A 24535-nucleotide genomic window follows, 5' to 3' on the forward strand; every position below is an offset into this window, starting at 1 on the left:
TCAGGCCACCGGGTGGAAGCGGGCGACGAACGCGCGCAGGTCGTCGGCGAGCAGCTGCGGCTCGATGCTCATCCGGACCGGGGCCTCGGTGCCGTCGGCGCGCACGACCGGCACCGTCACGCTCACCCCGAGCAGCACGCTGCGGCCGTTCGTGTGGTGGAGCGTGGTGCCGGCGACGTGGGCCTGGTGGAAGCGCGGCGGGATCACCAGCGTGACCCGGCGGCCGAGCAGGTCGGCCTCGTCGTCGTACCCGAGGAACGCGACCGCGGCCGGGCTCACCGCGACGACGACGCTCGCCTCGTCGGTGGCGACGACCGCGGCACCGGTCGCGGCCAGGGCGCGGAAGGCGGGCTCGATGCCCGTCACCTCGCGTACGACGGCGCCCGGGTCGTGGTCGCCGGTCCATCCGGTCCACCCGGTCGGTCCGTCGCCGCCGGCTTGGCGGAGCACCTCGTGGCAGACCCAGGCCCGCAGCTCGGCGGCCTCGGGCTGCGTCGAGGCGCCGAGCAGCGCGCCGTCCTCGGCGAGCTCGCGGGCCCGGCGCAGGAGCAGGTCGAGGGTCTCGAAGTGGGCGACCGCGGAGCGGGGCACGCGCAGCGCGACGACGTCCGCGGTGACCGCGGGCTCGACGGCGCTGGCCATCACGGCCTCGGGGTCCTCGGCGACCACCGGCGCGGGCACCTGCTCGTAGAGCAGGCCGAGGGCCGCGCTCGCCTCGGCGTGCTGCTCGAGGACGGCGGGGTCCTCGTCGAGGCGGACCAGGAGGTACTCGCGCAGCAGGGCGGCCGCGTGCTCCTGCCAGGCCCAGTGCATCAGCAGCGGCATCCGCAGCAGCCGCACCTCGACGCCCTCCTCGGCGGGCGTGGGGTCGGAGCCCGCGTCCGAGGACGGCATCGGGTCGCCGAGCTCGAACCACACCGTCTTGCCGCCCTCGCGCGGCTCGACGTCCCAGCGGTCGACGCTGCTGGCGAGCAGGTGCAGGCCGCGTCCGGTGGCCGCGGTCGCGGAGTGCGTACGGCGGGCCGGCATCGTCGTGGTCCCGTCCTCGACCTCGACCCGCAGCGAGGTCGGCCGCAGCCGGACCCGTAACTCGATGTCGGTGCCGGCGTGGACCACGGCGTTCGTCACCAGCTCGGTCACCGCCAGCTCGGCGCGCTCGGCCCAGCCGGACCACTCGGGCCGCTCGGCCACCGCGGAGCGCAGCACCTGCCGGGCCTCGCGGGCACTGCGCGGGTCGGCTGGCAGCAGCTCTCGTACGACGGTGTCCGTCGCCTCGCTCGACACCCGGGTCCCCTTCCCTGTCCGCACCGCGGCGAACCTCCACCGCTGCAACATTCAACCACTGCGAGCGGGTCGGTCAGGGCACCTCCCGCGTCCTGCCTGCCGGACCCGTGCTGCCGAAGGCGACCCCCGCTGTGGACAATGAGCCGGTGACCACCGAGGCCGGACACGCGCTGAGGCTGCTGCGCGCCACCGTGCTCGCGGGCGTCGTCACGGTGCTCGGCACGGTCGCCCACAGCCTGGCCGGTGGCCGGCTCCCCGGTGCGACCGGCTTCGCCGTCCTCCTCGTGCTGCTGGTCGCGGGCGCCGCGCCGCTGCTCGCCCGCGCGGCCTCGACCCGTCGTCTCGTCGCGCTGGTGGTGGGCGGCCAGACCTTCGTCCACGCCGTCCTGACCGCGACCTCCGGGCACGCCGGCGACGGCGTCGACGCCTCGTCGCCCGCGCCGGTCGTCCCGACGATCCCGGACTCCGTGCTCACGAGCAGCCATCGCGAGGGCACCCTGGCCGAGCTGCTGCACCCGCAGCCCGCCGCCGGCTCGGGCACCGGCCCCACCGTCCCGGACTGGGTCCTGCACCTGCTCGCGGACCTCCACCCCGCCCAGCTGCCGATGGCGCTGGCCCACCTGCTGGCCGCCGTGGGCGTCGGCTGGTGGCTGGCCTCGGGGGAGCGGGCCCTCTTCGCGCTGCTCGCCCTGGCCGCGGCCCCGCTGCTGCGGCTCCTCGCCCCGGCCGCGCTGCCGGTGGCGATCGGTCCGGTCCGCGCGGTCCGGACCGCGTTCCGCCTCCGCGTCGTGCGGCGCGAGGTCCTGCTCTCCAGCTCGCTGGCCCGCCGCGGCCCGCCGGCGCCGGTGCTCCTCGCCACCTGACCCGCTCCCGATGGAGGGCGCGGGTCGTCGTACCCACCCTTCCTCGAGATCCAGATCAGGAGCACCACCATGTCCGTCCGCACCCTCGCGCGCCTCGGCGCGCCCGCCGCCGCCGTCGCCCTCGCCCTGGGCGTCGCCGGCCCCGCCGCCGCGCACGTCACCATCACCCCGACCGGGGGCACCGCCGCCGGGTCCTACACCGTCCTGACCGCCGCCTTCGGCCACGGCTGCGACGGCTCGCCGACCACGAAGCTGGCGATCCAGGTCCCGGAGCAGCTCAATGCCATCACCCCGACCCGGGTCGCGGGCTGGCAGGTCGAGAAGGTGATGGAGAAGCTCGCCGAGCCGATCACCGACTCGCACGGCAACGAGGTGACGGAGCGGGTCGCCCAGGTCGTCTACACCGCCGACGAGCCGCTGGCCGACGGCTACCGGGCGGCCTTCGACCTGTCGCTGCAGCTCCCCGAGACCCCGGGCGAGACGCTGGCCTTCCCGACCATCCAGACCTGCGAGCAGGGCGAGACCGCCTGGACCGAGGTCGCCGCCGAGGGCGCCGAGGAGCCGGAGCACCCGGCGCCGAGCGTGACGATCACCGAGGCCGCGGAGGGCGGGGCCCACGGCGCCGCCGACACCGCCACCCACGAGGAGGACGCGGAGGGCGCCGAGACCGAGCCGGTCGCGTCGACCACCACCGAGGCGGACGCCGACGACGACGGTGGCAACGCCCTCGGCATCGCCGGCCTGGTCGCCGGCCTGCTCGGTCTGGCGGCCGGTGTGACCGCGCTGGTCACCAGCCGCCGGAAGGCGTGACCCGCCTCCTGCGGCTGGTCCTCGCCCTCGTCGTCGGGCTCCTCGTGGCGGCGGCCGGCACCTCGCCGGCCGCCGCCCACGCCCAGCTGATCGAGAGTGACCCGGCCGACGGGAGCGTGGTGGCGTCCGCGCCGGACACCGTCACGCTGACCTTCAACGAGCCGGTCCGCCTCGAGCGGGCCAGGATCTTCGCCGCCGACGGCACCGAGCTCGACGTCGACGCCCGCTCCAGCGACAGCGTCGTGACGATCGACCCGCAGGACGACCTCGGTGAGGGCACGGTCGTGGTCAGCTGGGAGCTGGAGTCGGCCGACGGCCACGTTGTCTCCGGCGCGCTGTCCTTCTCGGTCGGCGCCCCCTCCGCGGGCTCCACCGGTACGACGGGCAGCGCGTCCGGGACCGACGCCGGCCCGGACGCGACCGCGGCCGCGGTGCTCGGCCTGCTCGGGGCGGCGGTGGCCGTCGCCGGCCTGCTGCTGCGCCGACCGGTCCTGGTCCGCGGCGGCTGGACCGTCGCGGTGGCGGCCGCCGTCCTGTGGCTGCCGCTGCAGACCGGCGGCGGGCTGCGCGAGTCGGCGAGCTGGCTCGACGGGGCGCTGTCGTGGCGGGGGCTGCTGCTGGTCGGCACCCTGGCCGGCCTGGCAGGGGTCGTCTCTGCCGGGCGGCGGGCGACGCTGGCGCTCGGTGCGGTCGTGCTGGTCGCGGCCGGGACCGGGCTGGTCGTCGTACCCGGGCCGACGACGGTCGCGCCCGCGGGCGCCGCGCCCGCGGCCGGTCCCCAGGAGCTGATGGGCGGGCTCGGCGCCGGCACCGTCACCGCGGTGGTGGACCGCGCCGACGGCGGGTCGACCACGCTCGAGCTGTCGGTCGTGGACGAGGCCGGCGAGCCGGTGGCCCCGGTCGCCGTCCCGGCCGTCCGGTTCCGCTCCGCCGACCTGGACATCGGGCCGATCGTGCTCGAGGAGGCCGGCCCGGGCGCCTGGACCGGCACCGCCACGCTCCCGACCGCGGGGGAGTGGACGCTCGAGATCAGCGTCCGGATCACGGAGTTCGACAACCCGGTGGTTGACCTGCCCTTCACCATCGAGGGGTGAGCGGGCTCCGTCGTAGCGCCGACGACCTGCTGCGCGCCGCCACCGGCGCGCGGCGGGTCGTCCGGCTCTGCCCGGCGTGCGGCAGCGGCGAGCACGGTCGCCCGGTGGCGCTGGGCAGCGACGCCCACGTGTCGATCTCGTACGCCGGCGACCTGGTCGCCGTCGCCTGGTCGTACGACGGGCCGGTGGGGATCGACGTGGAGCTCGACATCGAGCAGGGCGCGGACCGTCAGGAGTGGACCCGCGTCGAGGCGCTGCTGAAGGCGACCGGCGAGGGGGTCCGCGGCTGGCCGGACGTCACGCTGCCCGACCTGCCGAGCCGGCCGATCGACGTCCCCCGCGGCTATGTCGGCACGGTGGTCGGGACCGGGGTCAGCTGGCGGCTGGCAGGTCCGGCAGCTCAGGCCGGTCCAGCCAGGCCATGAACAGCGCGGCGAGCGCGGCACCGGTGCGCTGCTCGGCGTACGCGACGAAGTCGGCGGTCGTCACCGAGCCGCCGGCGTGGTCGGCGACCCAGCCGCGCAGCAGGTCGAAGAACGCGTCGTCGCCGACGCTCAGCCGGATCGCGTGCAGGGTGAGCGCGCCGCGCTTGTAGACCCGGTCGTCGAACATCAGCTCCGGGCCGGGATCGGCCAGCACCAGGTCCTGGTCGAGGCCGGCCAGCCGCTCGTGGTGGCGCCGGGCGTGGTCGTCGGCGGGCTCGCCGCCGGACCGCTCCGACCACAGCCACTCCGCGTAGCAGGCGAAGCCCTCGTGCAGCCAGATGTCACGCCACTCGCGCAGCGTCACCGCGTTGCCGAACCACTGGTGCGCGAGCTCGTGGGCGACCAGGCGCACGGCGCCCCAGTCGTCGCTGAGGAAGTTCCGGCCGAAGGTCGACAGTCCCTGCGACTCCAGCGGGATCTCCAGGTCGTCGTCGGTGACGACCACGGCGTACGACGCGAACGGGTAGGGGCCGAACAGCTCGGTGAACACCTCGAGCATCTCGGGCTGCCGCCCGAAGCCGGCGTCGAAGCCCTCGGTGGTCCCCTCCGGCACGGCGGCGGTCATCGGCACCGAGGCGTCGAGCTCGCGGACGTCGTACCGGCCGAGCTGGACGGTGGCCAGGTAGGTCGCCATCGGCTCGTCCTGCTCGTAGACCCAGGTGCGGGTCGCGCCCCGCCGGGCGCTGCTCGCGAGCCGGCCGTTGGCGACCACGGTGTAGTCGGGGTGGGTCGTGATCGAGAGCCGGTACGGCGCCTTGTCGTCCGGCCGGTCGTTGCACGGGAACCAGGTCGGCGCGCCGTGCGGCTGGCCGGCCACGATCACGCCGTCGGTCAGCTCCTCCCAGCCGGCGTCGCCGTGGTGCTTCTCGACGAGCGGCTTGGGCTTGCCGGCGTACTTCACGGCCAGGGTGAACGTCGAGCCGGCGCTGATCGGTGCCTTCAGGGTGAGCACCAGGCGGTTGCTGCGGGCGGCGTACTTGGCGGGCGGGCGGCCGTCGACGAGGACCTTCTCGACGTCGAGGTGGGCCAGGTCGAGCACGACCCGCGCCAGGTCCTCGACCGCGACCGCGGCGATGGTCGCCTCGCCGCGCAGCCGGTTGCCGTCGGCCTCGTAGGTGAGCGCGAGGTCGTAGCGGGTGGCGCTCCAGGAGGGGTCGCCGTGCCCGGGGAGGTAGGGGTCGGCGGTGGGGAGGTCGGACCCCCTCACGAGCCCGCCACCCACGGCCCGATCGGGTTGCCGATCCAGGTCGTCTTGTCGGGCACCGACTCGCCCCTCATCACCAGTGACACAGGGCCGACCGTAGCGTGGCGGCCCAGCGTGGCCGCGGGCAGGATCACGCTGTTCGGGCCGAGGGTCGCGCCGCGGCGGAGGGTGACCGCGTCGAGGCTGAGCACCCGGTCGTGGAAGAGGTGGGTCTGCACGACGCTGCCCTGGTTGACGGTGGCCCCGTCGCCGAGGTCGACGAGGTCGGTCTCGGGGAGCCAGTAGGTCTCGCACCACACGCCGCGGCCGATCCGCGCGCCCATCGCGCGGAACCACACGTTGAGCAGCGGGGTGCCGGCGACGGCCCGGGCGAACCACGGCGCAGCCAGCACCTCGACGAAGGTGTCGGCCAGCTCGTTGCGCCACACGAACGAGCTCCACAGCGGGTGCTCCCCGGCGCGGACGCGCCCGATCAGCAGCCACTTCGCGGCCACCGTGACCGCCGCCGCGAGCAGGCCGCCGGCGCTCAGCACCGGTCCGGCCAGCAGCAGCGCGACCAGGGGATGGGTCCGGTCGGCCAGGGCGACCAGGGTCAGCGCCGCCAGGCCGGTCAGCGCGACCGCGGCCACCACCGGCACTAGGCGGCAGAGCTCGACCGCCCCGCGCAGCGCCTTCAGCGACGCCGGCGGCTGGTAGGTCCGCCCGGCGTCGGTGTCCTGGCTGACCCGCCGCAGCGGGGCGGGCGGGCTGCCGAGCCAGGACTCGCCCGAGCGCGCCTTGGTACGACGAGGTGCCGCCGAGAGCACGGCCACCAGCGACGCCTTCGGCACCTTGCGGCCCGGCGCCGCCATGCCGGAGTTGCCGACGAAGGCCCGCTTGCCGATCTTGACCCGCTCGACGCGCAGCCAGCCGCCGCCCAGCTCGTAGCCGCCGATCAGGGTGTCGTCGGCCAGGAACGCCTGCCCGCCGACCTGGGTCAGCGACGGGATCATCAGCACCGTCGAGGCCTCGACGTCCTTGCCGATCCGGGCGCCCAGGGCGCGCAGCCAGGTCGGGGTGAGTTGGGAGGAGTAGAGCGGGAAGAGCCAGGTGCGGGCCTCGTCGAGGACCCGGACCGTCGTCCACACCGCGAGCGCGGGCGCGCTGCGGACCGGGTGCACGCCGGTGCGGACCGCGAGGGCGGCCACCCGGACCACCGTCCAGACCAGGCCGGCCAGCACCAGCAGGCCGACCACGGTCGAGACCGGCAGCCAGCCGGCCAGGCCGAGGACGTCGTCGTACCCCTGCGGGTCGGCCGCCAGCAGCGGTACGGCGAGGCCGGCGGCCACCGCGGCGACCGGCAGGCCGGACAGGAGCAGGGCGACGGCGGCGTAGGCGACCACCCAGGCGCGGTGGTTCGAGGGCCGGGCGTCCCAGGGGCCGCGCGCGTCGGTGGCCAGCCGGGTGGCGGGGGAGCCGGACCAGAACTCGCCGTCGGGGACGGTGCCGAAGACGGCCGAGCCGGGGGCGACCTCCGCGCCGGCTCCGACGTCGGCGCCGGGGACCAGCATCGAGCGCGCGCCGACCCGGGCCCGCGCGCCGATCCGCACCGCGCCGAGGTGGAGCACGTCGCCGTCGACCCACGACCCGCTGAGGTCGACCTCGGGCTCGACCGAGCTGCCCTTGCCGAGGGTCAGGAACCCGGTGACCGGCGGCAGACTGTGCAGGTCGACGTGCGGGCCGATGTCGGCGCCGAGCATCCGCGCGTACCAGGTCATGTACGGCGCCCCCGCCAGCGAGGTGGCCCCGAGCTCGTCGGCGACCCGGGTGGCGAGCCACAGCCGCAGGTGGACCTTGCCACCGCGCGGGTGCTCGCCGGGCTCGACGCCGCGGAGCAGCAGCCGGGCGCCGGCCGCGGCGAGCAGCATCCGGCCCGGCGGGGCCACGAAGAGCAGCACGGCCAGGACGAGCAGCACGGGGTGCGGGGTCGGCAGCCAGTCGAGCCCGAGCCAGACCAGGACCTGGCAGGCCAACGCGGCCCAGGTCAGCCAGCGCGGTCCGGCCAGCGCCCGCAGCCCCAGCAGCGCGACCACCTGGCCGGCCTGCGTCTTCACCGGCACGACCGGCACCGTGCGGTCGCTGGTCGGCCCTGCCTCGGCCATCCCGTCGAGGTACGTCGCCAGCGCCCCGACCGTCGGCTGCTCGTAGATGTCGCCGACCGCGACCTCGGGGTAGCGGGTCCGCAGCCGGGAGACCATCTGGGCCGCGGTCAGGCTGCCGCCGCCCAGGTCGAAGAAGTCGTCGTCGCGGCCGCGGACGCTCGCGCCCAGCACGTCGAGCCAGAGCTCGGCGACCCAGGCGGCGGTGCCGTCGAGGCCGGCCGCCTCGGGGTCGGTCCGGGTGGGCAGCGGCCAGGGCAGGGCGTCCCGGTCGACCTTGCCGGAGGTGCGGGTCGGCAGGGTGTCGACGACGGCCAGCCGCGGCACCAGCGCCGCGGGCAGGTCGCGGCGCAGGATCTCCAGCGCCCGGGTCTGGTCGAAGGTCGCCTCGGTCGCGACGTAGCCGACCAGCAGCTGGTTGCCCGCGGCGCTGCGTCGTACGGCGGCCGCGGCCCCGTGCACGCCCGGCAGCTGGAGCAGCGCGCTGTCGATCTCGCCCAGCTCGATGCGCCGTCCGCCCAGCTTGACCTGGTCGTCGGCGCGGCCGCCGAACAGCAGCCCCGCGGGCTCGAAGGTGACCAGGTCGCCCGAGCGGTAGGCGCGGTCCCAGCCCAGCGTGGGCATCGGCGCGTACTTCTCGGCGTCCTTGGCGGGGTCGAGGTAGCGGGCCAGGCCGACGCCGCCGATGATCAGCTCGCCGGTCTCGCCCGGCGCGACGTGCTGACCCGCGGCGTCGACGACGGCCAGGTCCCAGCCGTCCAGCGGCAGGCCGATCGGCACCGGACCGGCACCGGTCAGCTGCGCGCCGCACGCGACGACCGTCGCCTCGGTCGGGCCGTAGGTGTTCCAGACCTCGCGACCCGGCGCGACGAGCCGGGCGGCCAGCTCGGGCGGGCAGGCCTCGCCGCCCATGATCAGCAGCCGCACCCGCGCCAGCGCCTCGGCCGGCCACAGCGCGACCAGGGTCGGCACGGTCGACACCACGGTGACCCGGTTGGCCACCAGCCACGGACCGACGTCGATGCCGCTGCGCACCAGGGCGCGCGGCGCCGGGACCAGGCAGCCGCCGTACCGCCAGGCGAGCCACATCTCCTCGCAGCTGGCGTCGAACGCGACCGACAGGCCGGCCATCACCCGGTCGCCCACGCCGAGCGGCTCGGCCTGCAGGAACATCCGCGACTCCGCGTCCACGAACGCGCCGGCGCTGCGGTGGCTGACCGCGACGCCCTTGGGCGTGCCGGTCGAGCCGGACGTGAAGATCACCCACGCGTCGTCGTCGAGGCCCGGGTCCTCGGCCTCGCGCGGCGGCCCCGGACGTCGTACGGCGACGGCCAGGTCGTTGCCGACCACCGCGGCGACGTCGGCCTCGCCGAAGACCAGCCGGGCCCGCTCGTCGGGGTCGTCGGCGTCGACGGGCACGTACGCCGCCCCCGCGAGCAGGACGCCGAGGATCGCGACGTACAGATCGGTGGTGCCGGAGCCGACCCGGACGCCGACCTTGTCGCCGCGGCCGACCCCGAGCGCGTTGAGCTCGGCGGCCAGCTCGTCGGCCGCCTCGGCGAGCTCGGCGTAGGTCAGCGCGCCGGTGCCGGCGTCGACCGCCGGCTCGTCGGCCGCCTGGTCGACCGTGGCGCGGAAGACCTCGACGAGGGTGCGGGCGGGCGGGGCCTGGTCGCCGCGCAGGAGCGCGGCGGTCGGGTCGTGGGCGTCGGGCACGGGGACACGCTGCCGCATCGAGATGAACGGTAGGTGGTTACCGTGTCGGGGTGCCCCTCCCGTCCTGCCGGATCGAGTCCGACGGCCCCGGCCGGCTACGCGTCGAGGGCGACCTCGACGAGCTGGGCGTCCCGGCCCTGCGCAGCGCCCTCGAGACCCACGGCGGTGTTCCCGCGCTGGTGGTCGACCTCAGCGACGCGTCGTACCTCTGCTCGCAGGCGGTGTCCGTCCTGGTCGGCGCCATCCGTGGCAGCGAGGCGATGGGCCGCAGCCTCACCCTCGAGGCCCTCGACGGCTCCATCGCCCACCGCGTCCTCCAGGTCCTCGCCATCCCCCACGAGGCCATCTGACCTGTGGATGGTGCCGCCGCCTCGGCGATCTCTTCTCCAGGCGAGAGTGGGTCTCAGGGGTGGAGGTGCCAGACCTCGGTGGCCTCGCGCCAGCCGGTGGCGGCGGGGTCGCGTCCAGGGTTGAACGGGGTCTGGCACGGGTCGGTGTGGGTCCACCACTCGCGGGTGACCGGGTCCTCGGCGATCCGGGCCATGTCGGCTGCGTGGTCGGTGCCGACGTACTCGTAGTAGGCGAAGAGGGTGTCGTCGATCGCGAAGATCGAGTAGTTCGTGACGTGGCAGTCACGGAGCGTCTGCTCGACCTGCGGCCAGACGGCGGCGTGCAGGCGGAGGTACTCCTCGCGCTTCTCGGGGACGAGGTCGACGACCAGGCCGTGCCGCTCGGTCACAGGCCCCGCGCCTTCTGGGTCGGCAGCCGGCGGCGCTGCCACGCGTCGAGGATGTGCCGGTTCATGCTCGCCTGCGCCTGCGCGGCCTCGCGGGCGGCGATGGCGGCGAAGATCGCCTCGTGCTCGTCGAGCGTGACCTGGAAGTTGTCGCTCGGATCGACGCCGTGGTACCTCGTGCTCTCGAGCGCGCGGTCGAAGAGGATGCGCGCGATGCTCTCGGCCAGCCGGTTGCCCGAGGACGACATCACCGTCTCGTGGAAGGCGATGTCGGCGGCCCGGAACACGGCCTCGTCGTGCAGCGCCTCGCGCATCCGCTGCAGGTGCTCCTCGAGCTCCTTGAGCTGGACGTCGGAGCGCTGCTGGGCGGTGTCGGCCGCCATCACCGACTCCAGCTGGGCGCGGACGACGCTGAGCTCGTCGAGCACGCCGAGGGAGTCGTCGTGCTTGATCAAGGAGGTCAGCACGACCTGGTCGAGGATGTTCCAGGAGCTCGTCGGGCGCACCGAGGTGCCGCGCCCGCGGGCGATGGTGACCAGCCCCTTCTCCTCGATCCGCTTCACCGACTCGCGGATCACCGTGCGGCTGACGCCGAACTGGTCGCTGAGGGGCCCCTCGGGCGGGAGCAGGTCACCCGGCTGCACCGCCCCGGAGACGATCGCGTCGACGAGGGCGTCGACGACCGCGACGCCGAGCATGGGCGACGGGTCACGCTTCTCGGCGAACGGGAAGCCGGGTCGTACGTCGCTGGGCATGGCGGGAGCATAGGGCAACGAATCTCGTGACGTACCTCAAACGTATGACGTACGCTCACTGCGCTCGGCTGCCGGCGGGTCGCCACCCGCCAGTCGGCCCGCTGGTCGCCGGGCCTCGTTCGTTGGTCGATGCGCTGCCCTGACGGCCCTGCTCGTTGGTCGAGTAGCGAGCGCCAGCGAGCGTATCGAGACCCGCGGTGGTGTGGTCTCGATACGCCCCGCTCGTTCCTCGCGGGGCTACTCGACCAGCGAAGGTGAGGGCTGCTCGTTGGTCGAGTAGGGAGCGCCAGCGAGTGTATCGAGACCCGCGGTGGCGCGGTCTCGATACGCCCCGCTCGTTCCTCGCGGGGCTACTCGACCAGCGAAGGTGAGGGCTGCTCGTTGGTCGAGTAGCGAGCGCCAGCGAGCGTATCGAGACCCGGCGCGAGCTCATCCGGTCTCGTCCGAGCGGTCCCGCCGCGGGCTGAAGTCCTTCTTCGCCAACGCCGGCAGGCCGGCGTAGTCCTGTCTGATCAAGGCGAATCGCTTCACGCGACTCCAGTTCTGGACCTGCTTCTCGCGGTGAAACGCCGCCCCGACGTTCTCGTGCTCCTCGTGCCAGACGAGCTGCACCGGGAGGCGACGGCGGGTGTACGCCGCACCCTCGCCGATCTGGTGCTCGTAGAGACGGTGCTCCAGGTCGCGGGTGCTGCCGACGTAGAACGAGCCGTCGGAGCAGAGCAGCATGTAGGTGTAGGCCATGGCGTGGATGCTCGGGCGCATCGCGCGGCGGAGCAACGGCCACGATCGCTACCTGTGGACGGTGGTCTCGATACGCCCCGCTCGTTCCTCGCGGGGCTACTCGACCAGCGACAGGGTGGGGTGAGGGTTGGCGGGGCCTCTGCTCGTTGGTCGAGTAGTGAGCGCCAGCGAACGTATCGAGACCCTTGGTGGTGGTCTCGATACGCCCCGCCCGTTCCTCGCGGGGCTACTCGACCAGCGAGAGGGTGCGGGCTAATCGGCCGGCGAGGGGCTCGCGGCGGGGCGGCGGCGGTCCCAGGCGCGGGTGATGTGCTCGCCGATCGCGGCGGCGGCGCCGGCCGGGTCGCGGGCGAGCAGGCGGGCGAGGATCTCGGCGTGCTCGCCGTTGCTGGTCCGGCAGCCCTCGGGAGTCGGGTGGCCGGCGTAGAGCGCGCTGGTGCGCGCCTCGTCGTGGACGGTCCGGACGATCGAGCTGGCCAGTCGGCTGCCGGCGGCGCGCATGATCCGGTCGTGGAAGAGCACGTCGGTCTCGATGAAGGCGTACGGCGTGGCGATCTCGCGCTCCATCCGCGCGTGCAGGTCGGCGATCTCGGCCAGGTCGGCGTCGCTCGCCCGGGTCGCGGCCTGGATCGCCAGCATGGACTCGAGCGAGGCGCGGACCCGGACCAGCTCGTCGAGGACGGCCAGCCCCTGCTCGTGGCGGCAGGCGGCCGCCAGCACGTCGGGCTCGAGGAGGTTCCAGTCGTCCTCGGGCCGTACGACGGTGCCGAGCCCCTGGCGGACCTCGACCAGCCCCTTGGCCTCCAGCAGCTTGACCGCCTCGCGGACGGTGCTGCGGCTGACGCCGAACGACTCGGCCAGCAGCGGCTCGGGCGGCAGTGCCTCGCCGACCCCGACCGCGCCGGAGACCACGGTGTCGATCAGGCTGGAGACGACGCCCTGCGCCAGCCGCTCGCGGGGGCGTCGGGGAGTGGCCTGGACCGGTGTGACCCCGATCTCTCCCAAACGCTTGACGTCAGACATCATACGTTCGATGATAGCGCACGGCGGGGTTGTGGCAGCAGTCACAGCATCCACAAGATCCAGCGAAATCAGGAGCGCCTCCATGCCCGCAGCACTCCCCAACGGGACCCGGTCCCGTCGGTTCTCCACGCGGCTCGCCGCCGTGGCCATCGCGCCCCTGGTGCTGACCCTCGCCGCGTGCGGCGCGGCGTCGGATGACGGCGGCGGCAGCGAGGGAGGCGGCGAGAGCGGCAAGCTCGTCGTCTGGGACTGGAAGTCCGGCGACCCGACCGCGAAGGCCTACGTCGACGCGGCGAAGAAGGACTTCGAGAAGAAGCACCCGGACGTCGAGGTCGAGTTCGTCGCCCAGCCGTTCGACAACTACTACACGCTTCTCGGGACCGCGATCGAGTCGGGCTCCGGCCCGGACGTCGTGCTGTTCAACGGCGGCGCGCAGCTGCGCGACCGCGTGGACGCCCTGGTGCCGCTCGACGACTACCTCGGCGACAACGAGGAGCGGCTGGCCGGCTGGGAGGCGTTCCAGGACGCCGACCAGACCTACGCCGTCCCGATCACGCTGCAGGGCGAGCCCTTCTACTACAACAAGAAGATCTACGAGGAGGCCGGTCTCGACCCCGAGGCCCCGCCGACGACGTACGACGAGCTCACCGACGTCTGCGAGGCGATCGCCAAGATCGACAAGGACTGCTTCTCCCTGGGCAACAAGGAGGGCATCGGCATGGAGTTCCACCTGTCGACCTTCGGCCCGGGCGTCTTCACCCCCGAGCAGTACGACGCGTGGCTGGCCGGCGACCGCGACTGGTCCTCGCCCGAGGTCAAGCAGCTCTTCGAGATGTGGGTCCAGCAGAACGAGGACGGCTGGTTCAACGACGGCGTGAACTCGACCGCGATGTTCATGGACGAGTTCACCAAGTTCCAGGGCGGCGAGTCCGGCAACGTGGTCGGCCTGATCTCCGACGTGGCGCACTGGAAGAGCTTCGACGAGTTCCTCGGCGACGACCTCGGTGTCTACCCGGGCCCGATCGTCAACGAGGGCGGCCAGTCCTTGATGCCCGCCGAGGGCGGCATCGGGTACGGCGTGACCGAGTGGACCGCCGACAAGGAGCTGGCCTACGACCTGGTCGACAGCCTCTCCAGCACCGACGCGCTGACCGCGTTCTACGCCGACGCCGGCGCGATCGCCTCGGACACCACGATCGACACCTCCGACTCCGGCATCCCGGTCGTCGCGGACATCGTGTCCTGGCTGCCCGAGTCCAAGCCGAACCTGCACACCGTGCTCTCGGCCGACACCCTCGACCTGCTGCACCGGCTCTCGCAGCAGCTGATCGACGGCAAGGTCACCGTGGACGACGCGCTCGCGCAGCTGGCGGCGTCGGACAAGTGACCGACATGAACACCTCTCGCCTCGGCACCCGGACGGACGCCGGCGACCCCGGCTCCGCCCGGGTGCCGGGCGGGACCCCCGGTGCGACGACCCCTCCCTCGACCCGCACCGGTCAGCGGGCCGCCGGCTCCGGCCGGCGGCCCCGCTGGACCGAGGACCGGGTGGTGCCGTACCTGCTGGTGCTGCCCGCCGTCCTCATCGTGGTGCTGCTGCGCATCGTGCCGCTGGTGATGGGGGCCAACTTCTCCTTCACCGGCGACGGCGACGCCAACGGCGCCTGGGTCGGCCTCGACAACTACCGCACGCTGTGGGACGACGAGGTCTTCCGGACCGCGATGAAGAACGTGGGGCTGCTGCTGCTCGCGCTCCCCGTCGCGGTCGCGATCCCCGGCCTGCTCGCCACCTTCCTCTTCCTGAAGGTGCCGGGCTACCGGCTCTACCGCAGCGTCTACTTCTTTCCGGTCGTGCTCAGCCCGGTGATCATCGGCGCGATCTTCAACGTCGTGCTGTCCTTCGACGGGCCGGCCAACCAGCTGCTGGAGAAGGTCGGGATCGAGCCGATCGACTGGCTCGGCGACTCGACGTACGCCATGTTCACCGTGATCGGCGTGCACATCTGGGCGACCTTCGGCATGGCGCTGGTGATCTTCATGGCCGGCTTCGCCACCGTCGACCAGTCGCTGCTCGACGCCGCGCGCTCGGACGGCGCCAACCTGCGCCAGACCGTGTGGCACGTGATCATCCCCGAGCTCAGCCAGACCATCCAGTTCGTCTTCGTGACGACGATGATCGGGATGCTGACCGGGATGTTCGGCCTGCTCTACATCATGACCGGCGGCGGTCCGGGCGGGGCGACGTACCTGCCCGAGCTCTACATCTGGACCCAGCAGGGCCAGATGAACCGTCCCGCGCTGGCCTCGGCCGCGTCGATCGTGCTCTTCGTGCTGATGCTCGTCGTCGGCTTCGCCCAGCTGCGCCTCCTCAAGCGCGCGACCAAGGAGTCCTGATGGGTACCCGTGGTCTCAGCCGCTGGGTCATCGCGATCCCGATGGCGCTGCTCGCCATCGCGACGATCTACCCGCTGCTGTTCACCCTCAACGTCTCGCAGAAGACCCGGCGCGAGTACGTCCTCGACCGCTTCGGCCTGTCGAACACCTTCGGCCTCGACAACTTCGTCGACGCCTGGCAGACCTCCGGGCTCGGCACCTACGCGCTGAACTCGACCATCGTCACCCTCGGCAGCGTCGCGCTGCTGCTGGTCTTCGGGTCGATGGCCGGCTTCGCCTTCAGCCAGCTGCACTTCCGCGGCAGCAAGGCGGCGTTCCTGCTGATCCTCGGCGCCCTGCTGGTGCCGTTCCAGGTCGTGATGGTCCCGTTCTTCCGGGTCCTCGGCCAGATCGGGCTCCTGGACACCTACCCCGGGCTGGTGCTGGCCTACACGGCGCAGTTCCTGCCGTTCACGGTCTTCCTGATGACCAGCTACTACAGCCGGATCCCGGGCGAGATCATCGAGGCGGCCCGCATCGACGGGGCCAGCACATTCGGCATCTACCTGCGGCTGATGCTGCCGCTGGGCCGCCCGGCGCTGGTCTCGGTCGGCATCCTCAACGCGCTGTTCTGCTGGAACGACGTGCTGATCTCGCTGCTCACCATGCAGTCGGCCGACCACCGGACGCTGATGGTGGGCGTGACCGCCCTGCGCGGCCAGTACTCCGACAACATCCCGCTCTTCGCGGGTGGCGTCGTGATGGCGGCACTGCCCGTCCTGGTCGTCTACCTGTTCTTCCAGAAGCAGATCACCGACGGCGTCACCGCCGGATCGACGAAGGGCTGAGCCGATGCGCATCACCGGCTACCGGACCCTCTCGACCCTGCACCGCTGGGGCCGCCCGATCGGCGACGTCAACGGGTACGTCGAGTCCGGCAAGACCGTCGTCCCGGTCGTGCTCCTGGAGACCGACTCCGGCCTGACCGGGGTCGGCCTGGGCAGCCACACCGGCCTCGACACCGTGTTCCCCGCCCTGGAGGGCGAGGACCCGCGGGCCACCACCGCGCTCTACGACCGGATGCTGGCCTGGGTCTTCAAGTCCGGCCACGGCGGCGTGACGTTCGGCGCGATCGGCGCCTTCGACATGGCCCTGTGGGACCTGAAGGCCAAGGCCGCCGGCCAGCCGCTGTGGCGGCTGCTCGGCGCCCGCGACCACGTCGTCCCCGGCTACGCCTCCGGGCTGGACGGACCGCTCGACGACGAGCGGCTGCTCCAGGTCCAGCAGGAGTTCGCCGACCGCGGCTTCCGGGCCGTGAAGCTCAAGGGCGGGCTCGACATCGCCACCGACATCCGCCGGCTCGAGGCGGTCCGGGACCTGTACGCCGACGCCGCGGGCGGCCGCCAGCCGTCGCTGATGCTCGACGCGAACGAGTCGTGGTCGCGCAAGGAGGCGATCCGCTACCTGCACCGGATCGAGCAGCGGGTCCCGCTGGCCTGGGTCGAGGAGCCGGTGCGCCGCTGGGACGTCGAGGGTCACGCCCACGTCGTCCGGGCGGTCGACGCCGCGGTCGCGACCGGGGAGAACCTGACCGGCCTCGAGCAGTTCCGGCCGCTGATCCAGCACGCCGCGGTCGACATCGTGCAGACCGGCAGCGTCTGGGGCATCACCCACTTCCTGCGGGTGGCCGCGCTGGCCCACGCCTTCGAGCTGCCCGTCAGCCCGGTCGGCTACAACGCGAACCCGCTCGCGCACGCGGCGGCCGCCGTACCCAACCACCTGGCGACCGAGGTCCAGGACCTCGGCTTCCCGGAGGGGATCCGGGCCGACCAGCACTTCGAGGACGGGCACCTGGTCCTCGGCGAGGCCCCGGGCCTCGGCCTGGAGGTCGACGAGGCCGCGATCGCCGGTCTCGGCGAGCAGGCCGACTGGGGCCTCAGCACCGGACCGCACGTCCGCCCGCACCGCGCGGGCCGCCGGCTGATCTCGCCGGAGCCGCACCTCTTCGCACCCCTGGCCAACGGGGTCGCCACCACCGATGGGAGCCCTACGCTGTGACCGCCGTGACCTACGAGAAGGCCCAGCGCCTCTACCCCGGCTCGACCACCCCTGCCGTGGACGCCCTCGACCTGGAGATCCGGGACGGGGAGTTCATGGTCCTGGTCGGACCGTCCGGCTGCGGCAAGTCCACCTCGCTGCGGATGCTCGCGGGCCTGGAGGAGGTGACGTCGGGGTCGATCCGGATCGGCGACCGCGACGTGACGCACCTGCCGCCCAAGGACCGCGACATCGCGATGGTCTTCCAGAACTACGCGCTCTACCCCCACATGACCGTCGCCGAGAACATGGCCTTCGCGCTCAAGATGGCCGGCGTCGGCAAGGAGGAGCGGGCCGCCCGCGTCAAGGAGGCAGCGTCCCTGCTCGACCTCGACGCCTACCTCGACCGCAAGCCGAAGGCCCTCTCGGGTGGTCAGCGGCAGCGGGTCGCGATGGGGCGCGCGATCGTCCGCCAGCCGCAGGTGTTCTGCATGGACGAGCCGCTGTCGAACCTCGACGCCAAGCTGCGGGTCTCGACCCGCACCCAGATCGCCGCGCTGCAGCAGCGCCTGGGGATCACGACGGTGTACGTCACCCACGACCAGGTCGAGGCGATGACCATGGGCGACCGGGTCGCGGTGCTCAAGGACGGCGTCCTGCAGCAGGTGGACACGCCGCTCGCGCTCTACGACAAGCCGGCGAACCTCTTCGTCGCGGGCTTCATCGGCTCGCCCGCCATGAACCTCATCGAGGGCGAGCTCCGCGAGGGCCACGCCGTCGTCGGCGGGCACGAGATCCCGGTCGACCGGGCCGCCGCCGCGGCCGCCACCGGTCCGGTCACCCTGGGCGTGCGCCCCGAGGCCTTCCGGGTCGTCGGCGAGGGCCAGGACGGGCTGCCGGTCAAGGTCACCCTGGTCGAGGAGCTCGGCGCGGACGCCTACGTCTACGGCACCTCCGGCGTCGAGGGCACGCCCAGCAACGTCGTCGTCCGGGTCCCCGGCCAGGTCGGCCACCAGAAGGGCTCGACCATCCGGGTCACCACCGACCCGACGGCCGTGCACCTCTTCGACAACGCCACCGGGCGGCGCCTCAACCCGTGAGGATCGACGCGCACCACCACCTCTGGGACCTGGCCCGCCGACCGCAGCCGTGGACGGCCGGCCTGGCCCCCCTCGAGCGCTCCTTCGCGTACGACGAGCTGCTGCCGCAGCTGGACGCCGCCGGGATCGACGGCACCGTCGTCGTGCACACCGTCGCCAGCGTCGAGGAGACCCACGAGCTGCTGGCCCTCGCGGCCGAGCAGCCGCGGCTCCTCGGCGTGGTCGGCTGGGTCGACCTGACCGCGGACTCCTTCGGCGCCGAGGTGGCCGAGGCGCGCGCGCTGACCGGCGGAGAGCACCTGGTCGGCGTGCGCCACCAGCTCCAGGTCGAGCCCGACCCGGACTGGCTCGCGCGGCCCGTCGTACGACGCTCGCTGGAGCACCTCGGTGAGGCCGGGCTGGCCTACGACGTCGTGGTCTCGCCCGCCCAGCTGCCGGTCGTCACCGCGGCGGTGGCGGCGACGCCGGGGACGACGTTCGTGCTCGACCACGCCGGCAAGCCCGGGCTCGGCGGCGACCTCGCCGACTGGGGTCGCGACGTCGCGGCGCTGGCCGCGCACCCGCATGTGTCGGTGAAGCTGTCCGGCCTGGTCACCGAGGCCGACTGGCAGGCCTGGACGGTCACCGACCTGGTGCCCGCCGTCGAGACCGTGCTGGCGGCGTTCGGCGCCGACCGCGTCATGTGGGGCTCGGACTGGCCGGTGAGCCTGCTCGCCGACACGTCGTACGCCCGCTGGGTCGAGGTCAGCGAGGAGCTGCTCGCGGGGCTCTCGGCGTCCGAGGCGGCTGCCGTCTGGGGCGGCACCGCCGCCCGCGTCTACGGGCTGGCGTCATGAGGACCCGCACGATCGGGCGCCGCGGGATCGCGCTGACCGAGCTCGGCTTCGGCGCGGCCTCCCTCGGCAACCTCTACCGGGCCACGCCCGACGAGGACGCGACCGCCGCGGCGGTCGCCGCCCACGAGGCCGGCGTCCGCTACTTCGACACCGCGCCGCACTACGGCCTCGGCCTCTCCGAGCGCCGGCTCGGCGCCGCCGTCGCCGGGCTGCCGGGCGTGGTGCTGTCCACCAAGGTCGGCCGGCTGCTCGAGCCGAACCCCGCGCCCACCGGCTCCGACCTGGAGAGCGGCGGCTTCGACGTGCCCGACGACCTGGTCCGGCGCTTCGACTTCACCCGCGACGGCGTGCTGCGCAGCTTCGAGTCCAGCCTGGAGCGGCTCGGCGTGGACCGGGTCGACGTCGTCTACCTGCACGACCCGGACGACCACGCCGACGACGCCGTCCGGTACGGCGTCCCCGCGCTGGCCGAGCTGCGCGACCAGGGCCTGGTCGGTGCGATCGGCGTCGGCATGAACCAGATCGCCGTCCCGCTGCGGCTGGTCGAGGAGACCGACGTCGACGTGGTCATGCTGGCCAACCGCTGGACCCTGCTCGACCGCTCCGGCGAGCCGCTGCTCGACGCGTGCGCCGAGCGGGGCGTCTCGGTGGTCGCGGCGGCGCCGTACAACTCCGGGCTGCTGGCCAATCCGCGGCCGCCCTCCGACGCGACCTTCGACTACCAGCAGGCCGACCCCGCGGTGCTGCGCCGGGCGCACGCCATGGCCGACGCCTGCGAGCGGCACGGCGTCAGCCTGCCCGAGGCCGCCCTCCAGTTCCCGCTGCGCCACCCCGCCGTGGTGTCCGTCGTCGCCGGCCTGCGCACCGCCGGGCAGGTCGCCGAGTCGGTCCGCCGGCTCGGCGTACCGGTCCCGGACGCGCTCTGGGCCGAGCTCACCCCCGTCTAGAGGAGAACCCCATGCTCACCGCGTCGTACGTCGGCGACGGCACCCTGAAGGTCGCCGAGGCCGAGCCGGTCGTCCCCGCCCCCGGGGAGGTGCAGGTCGAGGTCGCGTACGTCGGCATCTGCGGCACCGACCTGCACATCCTGCACGGCGCCATGGACGCCCGCGTCGCGATGCCGGCGATCATCGGGCACGAGATGTCGGGGACCGTGGCTGCGCTCGGCGAGGGCGTCACCGGCTGGTCGGTCGGCGACCCGGTCACGGTCATGCCGCTGGCCTGGGACGGGACCTGCCCGGCCTGCCGGGCCGGCCACCAGCACGTCTGCCAGCACCTCGACTTCGTCGGCATCGACAGCCCCGGCGCCCTGCAGGGCCGCTGGAACGTCCGGGCCGACCTCCTGGTCCGCCTCGGCGCCGACGTCCCGCTGCAGCACGGGGCGCTGGTCGAGCCGGTCGCCGTCGCGGTCCACGACGTACGGCGCTCCGAGGTCGGCCTGGGCGACACCGCGGTCGTCCTCGGCGGCGGGCCGATCGGCGTGCTGATCGCCGTCGTCGCCGCGGCCGCCGGGGCCCGGGTGCTGGTGTCCGAGCCCGACGCCGGCCGGCGCGCGACCATCGCGTCGCTCGGTCACGAGACCTTCGACCCGACCGCGGGCGACCTGGTCGCCCACGTGGAGGCCTGGACCGGCGAGGCGGGGGCCGACGTGGTCTTCGAGGTCTCCGGCGCGGCCCCGGCCGTGCTCGCGGCGACCGCGGTCGCCAAGGTCCGCGGCACGGTCGTGGTCGTGGCCATCCACCCGCAGCCGGTGCCGGTGAACCTGCAGCGCGTCTTCTGGCGCGAGCTGCGGATCCTGGGCGCCCGGGTCTACGAGCGGGCCGACTTCGAGCGGGCCGCGGCGCTGATCGCCGACGGGTCGATCCCGGCCGACACGATGATCACCGCCGTGCTGCCGATCTCCGAGGTGGCCGAGGCGTTCGCCTCCCTGGAGTCGGGTCGGGCCATGAAGGTCCTCGTGGACACCCAGGCGGTGCCGGCATGAGCGACCTCTTCGACCTGACCGGGCGGACCGCCGTCGTCACCGGTGCCCGCCGGGGCATCGGCCTCGCGATGGCGGTGGCCCTGGCCGAGGCCGGCGCCGACGTCATCGGCGTCTCGGCGCAGCTGGAGGACGTCCCCGAGGTCGGCCGCCTGGTGCGGGCCGCCGGGCGGTCCTTCGAGGGGCGGCGCTGCGACTTCGCGGACCGGTCCGCCGTGCTCGCCCTCGGGGCGGAGTTGGCCGAGCGGGCGCCCGACATCCTGGTCAACAACGCCGGCACCATCCGCCGCCAGCCCGCCGCCGAGCACGCGCTCGAGCTGTGGGACGAGGTGATCGCGGTGAACCTGTCGTCGCAGTTCGCGCTGACCCAGGCGCTGGCCGCGCCGATGCTGGAGCGCGGCTCCGGCAAGGTCGTGTTCACCGCATCGCTGCTGTCCTTCCAGGGCGGCATCAACGTGCCCGGCTACACCGCCTCCAAGTCCGGCGTCGCCGGGCTGACCAAGGCGCTGGCCAACGAGTGGGCGGGTCGCGGCGTCAACGTCAACGCGATCGCCCCCGGCTACATCGCCACCGACAACACCCAGGCCCTGCAGGACGACCCGGACCGCTCGCGCTCGATCCTGGAGCGGATCCCGGCCGGTCGCTGGGGCGGTGGCGAGGACCTCGCCGGCGCCACCGTCTTCCTGTGCAGCCGCGCCTCCGACTACGTCAGCGGCATCACGCTGCCCGTCGACGGGGGCTGGCTCGGCCGATGACCGGCCTGCTCACGATCGGCGAGACGCTCGGCCTGGTGGTGACCGGGCCGCTGCGGCACGCCACCACCGCGTCGGTCGGGATCGGCGGGGCGGAGAGCAACGTCGCCATCGGCGTACGGCGCCTCGGCGGGCCGGCGACCTGGCTGGGCCGGGTGGGCGCCGACCCGTGGGGCGAGCGGGTGCTGCGCGAGCTCCGCGCCGAGGGGCTCTCCGTGGTCTCCGTGTCCGATCCGGACGCCCCGACCGCGCTGATGACCAAGGAGCGACGCAGCGCGCTGGCCACGACCGTGCTCTACCACCGGGCCGGCAGCGCGGGCAGCCGGCTGCGGCCGGCCGACGTACCGCCCGGGCTGGTGGACGACGCCGGGCTGGTGCACCTCACCGGCATCACCCCGGGTCTGTCGGACACCGCCCTGGCGACCGCGCTGCACGTGCGCGACCGGGCGGCCGGGGCCGGCGTACCGCTCTCGTTCGACGTCAACCACCGGGCCGGGGTCTGGGGCGCGCGCGACGCCGCCTCCGTCTACCGGTCCTTCGCCGCCCGAGCCGCCGTGGTCTTCGCCGGCGAGGACGAGGCCCGGCTGCTGACCGGCACCGCGACGACCGACCCGGAGGCGCTGCTCGACGAGCTGGCCGCTGTCTGCGCGGGCGACGTGGTGCTGAAGCGCGGCGCCGACGGCTGCCGGGCGATCGTCGGCGGCGAGCGGCTCGCCGTCCCGGCGGTCGTCGTACCCGTCGTGGACACCGTGGGTGCCGGCGACGCCTTCGTGGCCGGCTACCTGGCCGAGCTGCTCGCCGGCCGCGACCCCGCGACCCGACTGGCGACGGCGGTGCGCTGCGGCGCGTTCGCCTGCCTGTCGCCCGGCGACTGGGAGGGCCTGCCCACCCGCGCCGACCTGGACACCCTCGACCGGCCCGACCCGGTCACCCGCTGAACCCACCTAGGAGAACACCATGCGTTTCGCCCGCCTCGGCCCCGTCGGTGCCGAGATCCCCACCGTGATCGTCGACGGCACCCACCTGGACCTGCGCCCGGTGACCGCCGACCTCGGGCCCGCGTTCTTCGCGGGCGGCGGCTTGGACGCCGTCCGCTCGGCGGTGGCGGCCGGCTCGCTGGCCCCGCTCGAGGGCGTGGCGGACCTGCGGGTCGGGGCGCCGATCGCCCGGCCGGGCAAGATCCTCTGCATCGGGCTGAACTACCGCGACCACGCGGCCGAGACCGGGGCCGCGATCCCCGAGGAGCCGGTGCTCTTCATGAAGGACCCGTCGACCGTGGTCGGCCCGTTCGACACCGTCTACGTGCCGCGGAAGTCCGTGAAGACCGACTGGGAGGTCGAGCTCGGCGTCGTCATCGGCACGAAGGCGCGCTACCTGGAGTCGCCCGAGCAGGCGCTCGCGCACGTCGCCGGGTACGCCGTCTCCCACGACGTCTCCGAGCGCGAGTTCCAGCTCGAGCGCGGCGGCCAGTGGGACAAGGGCAAGAGCTGCGAGACCTTCAACCCGCTCGGCCCCGAGCTGGTCACGGCCGACGAGGTCGCCGACCCCCAGGACCTGCGGCTGTCGCTGTCGGTCAACGGCACCGTCCGCCAGGACGGCACCACCGCCGACATGGTCTTCGGCGTCGCGCACGTCATCTGGTACCTGTCGCAGTTCCTCGTCCTCGAGCCCGGCGACCTGATCAACACCGGCACCCCGGCGGGTGTCGCGATGGGCATCGAGGGCCAGCCCTACCTGCGCGCGGGCGACGTCGTCGAGCTCACCATCGCCGGCCTCGGCACGGCCCGGCAGACCTTCGAGCAGGCATGACCACCCCCGTGCCTCGTCCGGGTGAGTACGACGGCCTGGTCGCGGCTGTCACCGGCGGCGGCGCCGGCATCGGGGCGGCCGTCGTCACCGAGCTGCTCGCCCGGGGAGCGCGGGTCGCCGCCCTCGACCTGGACCCGTCCGCGGCGCCGGACGGCGCGCTGCCGGTCGTCTGCGACGTGGCCGACCGGGCGTCGGTCGACGCGGCGGTCGCCCGCGTGGGGGCCGAGCTGGGCGGCCTCGACGTACTGGTGAACAACGCGGGCATCTCCGCCGTCGGCACCGTCGAGGAGAACGACGACGCCACCTGGGCCCGGGTCCTCGACGTCAACGTCACCGGCATCGCCCGGGTGACCGCGGCCGCGCTCCCGCACCTGCGGGCGTCGTCCGCGGCGGCGGTCGTCAACCTGTCCTCGATCGCCGCCCTGAACGGGCTCCCGCAGCGCGCGCTCTACTCCGCGTCCAAGGGCGCGGTGATGTCGCTGACCTTCGCGCTGGCCACCGACCACGTCCGCGAGGGGATCCGGGTCAACTGCGTGTGCCCCGGCACGGTGCACACGGGCTTCGTGGACCGGTTGCTGCAGAACTTCCCCGACCCGGTCGCCGAGCGGGCCGCCATGGACGCCCGCCAGGCCACCGGCCGGATGGTCACCCCGGCCGAGGTCGCCCACGCCGTCGCCTACCTGGCCTCGCCCCGCAACGGCTCCACGACCGGTACGGCGCTCGACGTCGACGGCGGCGTCACCCACCTCCGGGTCCGCCCGACCTGACCGATAGTCCCTGACCTTCCGCGGGCCACGA

Annotated in this window: 24 protein-coding genes; 17 read left to right on the forward strand and 7 right to left on the reverse strand. The window is 73.9% G+C overall.

Annotated features, from left to right (window positions below; all coding sequences use genetic code 11):
* Positions 1-1284, reverse strand: a complete 1284-nt coding sequence (locus tag V7S47_RS18830) for an ATP-binding protein (protein ID WP_336563017.1) — start codon at positions 1282-1284, stop codon at positions 1-3.
* A gap of 146 nt (positions 1285-1430) precedes the next feature.
* On the opposite strand from V7S47_RS18830, the gene V7S47_RS18835 reads away from it, so the two are divergent.
* The 4 genes from V7S47_RS18835 to V7S47_RS18850 all read left to right on the forward strand — a co-directional run bounded on the left by V7S47_RS18835 (position 1431) and on the right by V7S47_RS18850 (position 4476).
* Positions 1431-2147, forward strand: coding sequence for a hypothetical protein (locus V7S47_RS18835; protein ID WP_336563018.1), 717 nt, complete (start codon positions 1431-1433; stop codon positions 2145-2147).
* Between the two features lie 69 nt (positions 2148-2216).
* Positions 2217-2957: a YcnI family protein gene (locus V7S47_RS18840; protein WP_336563019.1), complete on the forward strand. Its 741-nt coding sequence runs from the start codon at positions 2217-2219 to the stop codon at positions 2955-2957.
* Positions 2954-4051: a copper resistance CopC family protein gene (locus tag V7S47_RS18845; protein WP_336563020.1), complete on the forward strand. Its 1098-nt coding sequence runs from the start codon at positions 2954-2956 to the stop codon at positions 4049-4051. Before V7S47_RS18840 ends, V7S47_RS18845 begins: the two co-directional genes overlap by 4 nt.
* Positions 4048-4476 (forward strand): 4'-phosphopantetheinyl transferase family protein, encoded by a 429-nt coding sequence (locus V7S47_RS18850; protein WP_336563021.1) that lies wholly within the window; start codon positions 4048-4050, stop codon positions 4474-4476. The genes V7S47_RS18845 and V7S47_RS18850 overlap by 4 nt, the downstream gene beginning before the upstream one ends.
* Here V7S47_RS18850 and V7S47_RS18855 read toward each other — a convergent pair.
* Positions 4424-5743, reverse strand: a complete 1320-nt coding sequence (locus V7S47_RS18855; RefSeq protein ID WP_336563022.1) for a M1 family metallopeptidase — start codon at positions 5741-5743, stop codon at positions 4424-4426. The two genes, V7S47_RS18850 and V7S47_RS18855, sit on opposite strands and share 53 nt — an antisense overlap.
* Positions 5740-9594, reverse strand: a complete 3855-nt coding sequence (locus V7S47_RS18860; protein WP_336563023.1) for a Pls/PosA family non-ribosomal peptide synthetase — start codon at positions 9592-9594, stop codon at positions 5740-5742. The genes V7S47_RS18855 and V7S47_RS18860 overlap by 4 nt, the downstream gene beginning before the upstream one ends.
* A 50-nt stretch (positions 9595-9644) precedes the next feature.
* On the opposite strand from V7S47_RS18860, the gene V7S47_RS18865 reads away from it, so the two are divergent.
* Positions 9645-9944 carry an STAS domain-containing protein gene (locus V7S47_RS18865; protein WP_090857049.1) on the forward strand — a complete coding sequence of 100 codons (300 nt, stop codon included), beginning with the start codon at positions 9645-9647 and terminating at the stop codon, positions 9942-9944.
* A gap of 53 nt (positions 9945-9997) precedes the next feature.
* Here the strand turns inward: V7S47_RS18865 and V7S47_RS18870 are convergent, their stop codons facing one another.
* The 4 genes from V7S47_RS18870 to V7S47_RS18885 form a co-directional block, all read right to left on the reverse strand.
* Positions 9998-10333: an L-rhamnose mutarotase gene (locus V7S47_RS18870; RefSeq protein ID WP_336563024.1), complete on the reverse strand. Its 336-nt coding sequence runs from the start codon at positions 10331-10333 to the stop codon at positions 9998-10000.
* Entirely contained in the window at positions 10330-11085 is a 756-nt protein-coding gene (locus V7S47_RS18875) for a FadR/GntR family transcriptional regulator (protein WP_336563025.1), read from the reverse strand. The genes V7S47_RS18870 and V7S47_RS18875 overlap by 4 nt, the downstream gene beginning before the upstream one ends.
* A gap of 429 nt (positions 11086-11514) precedes the next feature.
* Positions 11515-11826: a GIY-YIG nuclease family protein gene (locus tag V7S47_RS18880; protein WP_336563026.1), complete on the reverse strand. Its 312-nt coding sequence runs from the start codon at positions 11824-11826 to the stop codon at positions 11515-11517.
* A 252-nt stretch (positions 11827-12078) separates the two neighbouring features.
* Positions 12079-12852, reverse strand: a complete 774-nt coding sequence (locus tag V7S47_RS18885; protein ID WP_336563027.1) for a FadR/GntR family transcriptional regulator — start codon at positions 12850-12852, stop codon at positions 12079-12081.
* A 79-nt stretch (positions 12853-12931) separates the two neighbouring features.
* Here V7S47_RS18885 and V7S47_RS18890 point away from each other — a divergent pair, with 79 nt between their 5' ends.
* Genes V7S47_RS18890 through V7S47_RS18945 form a run of 12 tightly spaced genes read left to right on the forward strand, consistent with a single transcriptional unit; the run spans position 12932 to position 24504 of the window.
* Positions 12932-14236 (forward strand): ABC transporter substrate-binding protein, encoded by a 1305-nt coding sequence (locus V7S47_RS18890; protein ID WP_336563028.1) that lies wholly within the window; start codon positions 12932-12934, stop codon positions 14234-14236.
* A gap of 5 nt (positions 14237-14241) precedes the next feature.
* The gene (locus V7S47_RS18895) at positions 14242-15243 is read left to right on the forward strand and encodes a carbohydrate ABC transporter permease (RefSeq protein ID WP_336563029.1); all 1002 of its coding nucleotides are present in this window, start codon (positions 14242-14244) and stop codon (positions 15241-15243) included.
* Positions 15243-16070, forward strand: coding sequence for a carbohydrate ABC transporter permease (locus V7S47_RS18900; RefSeq protein WP_090857065.1), 828 nt, complete (start codon positions 15243-15245; stop codon positions 16068-16070). The genes V7S47_RS18895 and V7S47_RS18900 overlap by 1 nt, the downstream gene beginning before the upstream one ends.
* A 4-nt stretch (positions 16071-16074) precedes the next feature.
* Entirely contained in the window at positions 16075-17280 is a 1206-nt protein-coding gene (locus V7S47_RS18905) for a mandelate racemase/muconate lactonizing enzyme family protein (RefSeq protein WP_336563030.1), read from the forward strand.
* Entirely contained in the window at positions 17277-18359 is a 1083-nt protein-coding gene (locus V7S47_RS18910; protein ID WP_336563031.1) for an ABC transporter ATP-binding protein, read from the forward strand. Before V7S47_RS18905 ends, V7S47_RS18910 begins: the two co-directional genes overlap by 4 nt.
* Positions 18356-19195 (forward strand): amidohydrolase family protein, encoded by an 840-nt coding sequence (locus V7S47_RS18915; RefSeq protein ID WP_336563032.1) that lies wholly within the window; start codon positions 18356-18358, stop codon positions 19193-19195. The genes V7S47_RS18910 and V7S47_RS18915 overlap by 4 nt, the downstream gene beginning before the upstream one ends.
* Entirely contained in the window at positions 19192-20142 is a 951-nt protein-coding gene (locus tag V7S47_RS18920; protein WP_336563033.1) for an aldo/keto reductase, read from the forward strand. Before V7S47_RS18915 ends, V7S47_RS18920 begins: the two co-directional genes overlap by 4 nt.
* 11 nt (positions 20143-20153) lie before the next feature.
* Positions 20154-21179 (forward strand): zinc-dependent alcohol dehydrogenase, encoded by a 1026-nt coding sequence (locus V7S47_RS18925; RefSeq protein ID WP_336563034.1) that lies wholly within the window; start codon positions 20154-20156, stop codon positions 21177-21179.
* Complete coding sequence (locus V7S47_RS18930; protein WP_336563035.1) at positions 21176-21931, forward strand: SDR family oxidoreductase; 756 nt, start codon at positions 21176-21178, stop codon at positions 21929-21931. The genes V7S47_RS18925 and V7S47_RS18930 overlap by 4 nt, the downstream gene beginning before the upstream one ends.
* The gene (locus V7S47_RS18935; RefSeq protein WP_336563036.1) at positions 21928-22866 is read left to right on the forward strand and encodes a sugar kinase; all 939 of its coding nucleotides are present in this window, start codon (positions 21928-21930) and stop codon (positions 22864-22866) included. The genes V7S47_RS18930 and V7S47_RS18935 overlap by 4 nt, the downstream gene beginning before the upstream one ends.
* Positions 22867-22885: 19 nt before the next feature.
* The gene (locus V7S47_RS18940; RefSeq protein WP_336563037.1) at positions 22886-23737 is read left to right on the forward strand and encodes a fumarylacetoacetate hydrolase family protein; all 852 of its coding nucleotides are present in this window, start codon (positions 22886-22888) and stop codon (positions 23735-23737) included.
* The gene (locus V7S47_RS18945) at positions 23734-24504 is read left to right on the forward strand and encodes an SDR family NAD(P)-dependent oxidoreductase (RefSeq protein ID WP_336563039.1); all 771 of its coding nucleotides are present in this window, start codon (positions 23734-23736) and stop codon (positions 24502-24504) included. The genes V7S47_RS18940 and V7S47_RS18945 overlap by 4 nt, the downstream gene beginning before the upstream one ends.
* Positions 24505-24535: the final 31 nt, after the last annotated feature.

The sequence above is a fragment of the Nocardioides sp. CCNWLW216 genome (assembly GCF_037120545.1).
GTDB classification, from domain to species: Bacteria; Actinomycetota; Actinomycetes; order Propionibacteriales; family Nocardioidaceae; genus Nocardioides; species Nocardioides lianchengensis.

Bases quoted from the DNA above. Each gene is read 5' to 3' on its own strand.
- V7S47_RS18840 (WP_336563019.1), top strand. From the start codon at position 2,217: ATGTCCGTCCGCACCCTCGCGCGCCTCGGCGCGCCCGCCGCCGCCGTC.
- V7S47_RS18875 (WP_336563025.1), bottom strand. From the start codon at position 11,085: ATGCCCAGCGACGTACGACCCGGCTTCCCGTTCGCCGAGAAGCGTGAC.
- V7S47_RS18880 (WP_336563026.1), bottom strand. From the start codon at position 11,826: ATGGCCTACACCTACATGCTGCTCTGCTCCGACGGCTCGTTCTACGTC.
- V7S47_RS18885 (WP_336563027.1), bottom strand. From the start codon at position 12,852: ATGATGTCTGACGTCAAGCGTTTGGGAGAGATCGGGGTCACACCGGTC.
- V7S47_RS18890 (WP_336563028.1), top strand. From the start codon at position 12,932: ATGCCCGCAGCACTCCCCAACGGGACCCGGTCCCGTCGGTTCTCCACG.
- V7S47_RS18895 (WP_336563029.1), top strand. From the start codon at position 14,242: ATGAACACCTCTCGCCTCGGCACCCGGACGGACGCCGGCGACCCCGGC.
- V7S47_RS18900 (WP_090857065.1), top strand. From the start codon at position 15,243: ATGGGTACCCGTGGTCTCAGCCGCTGGGTCATCGCGATCCCGATGGCG.
- V7S47_RS18905 (WP_336563030.1), top strand. From the start codon at position 16,075: ATGCGCATCACCGGCTACCGGACCCTCTCGACCCTGCACCGCTGGGGC.
- V7S47_RS18920 (WP_336563033.1), top strand. From the start codon at position 19,192: ATGAGGACCCGCACGATCGGGCGCCGCGGGATCGCGCTGACCGAGCTC.
- V7S47_RS18925 (WP_336563034.1), top strand. From the start codon at position 20,154: ATGCTCACCGCGTCGTACGTCGGCGACGGCACCCTGAAGGTCGCCGAG.
- V7S47_RS18930 (WP_336563035.1), top strand. From the start codon at position 21,176: ATGAGCGACCTCTTCGACCTGACCGGGCGGACCGCCGTCGTCACCGGT.
- V7S47_RS18935 (WP_336563036.1), top strand. From the start codon at position 21,928: ATGACCGGCCTGCTCACGATCGGCGAGACGCTCGGCCTGGTGGTGACC.
- V7S47_RS18940 (WP_336563037.1), top strand. From the start codon at position 22,886: ATGCGTTTCGCCCGCCTCGGCCCCGTCGGTGCCGAGATCCCCACCGTG.
- V7S47_RS18945 (WP_336563039.1), top strand. From the start codon at position 23,734: ATGACCACCCCCGTGCCTCGTCCGGGTGAGTACGACGGCCTGGTCGCG.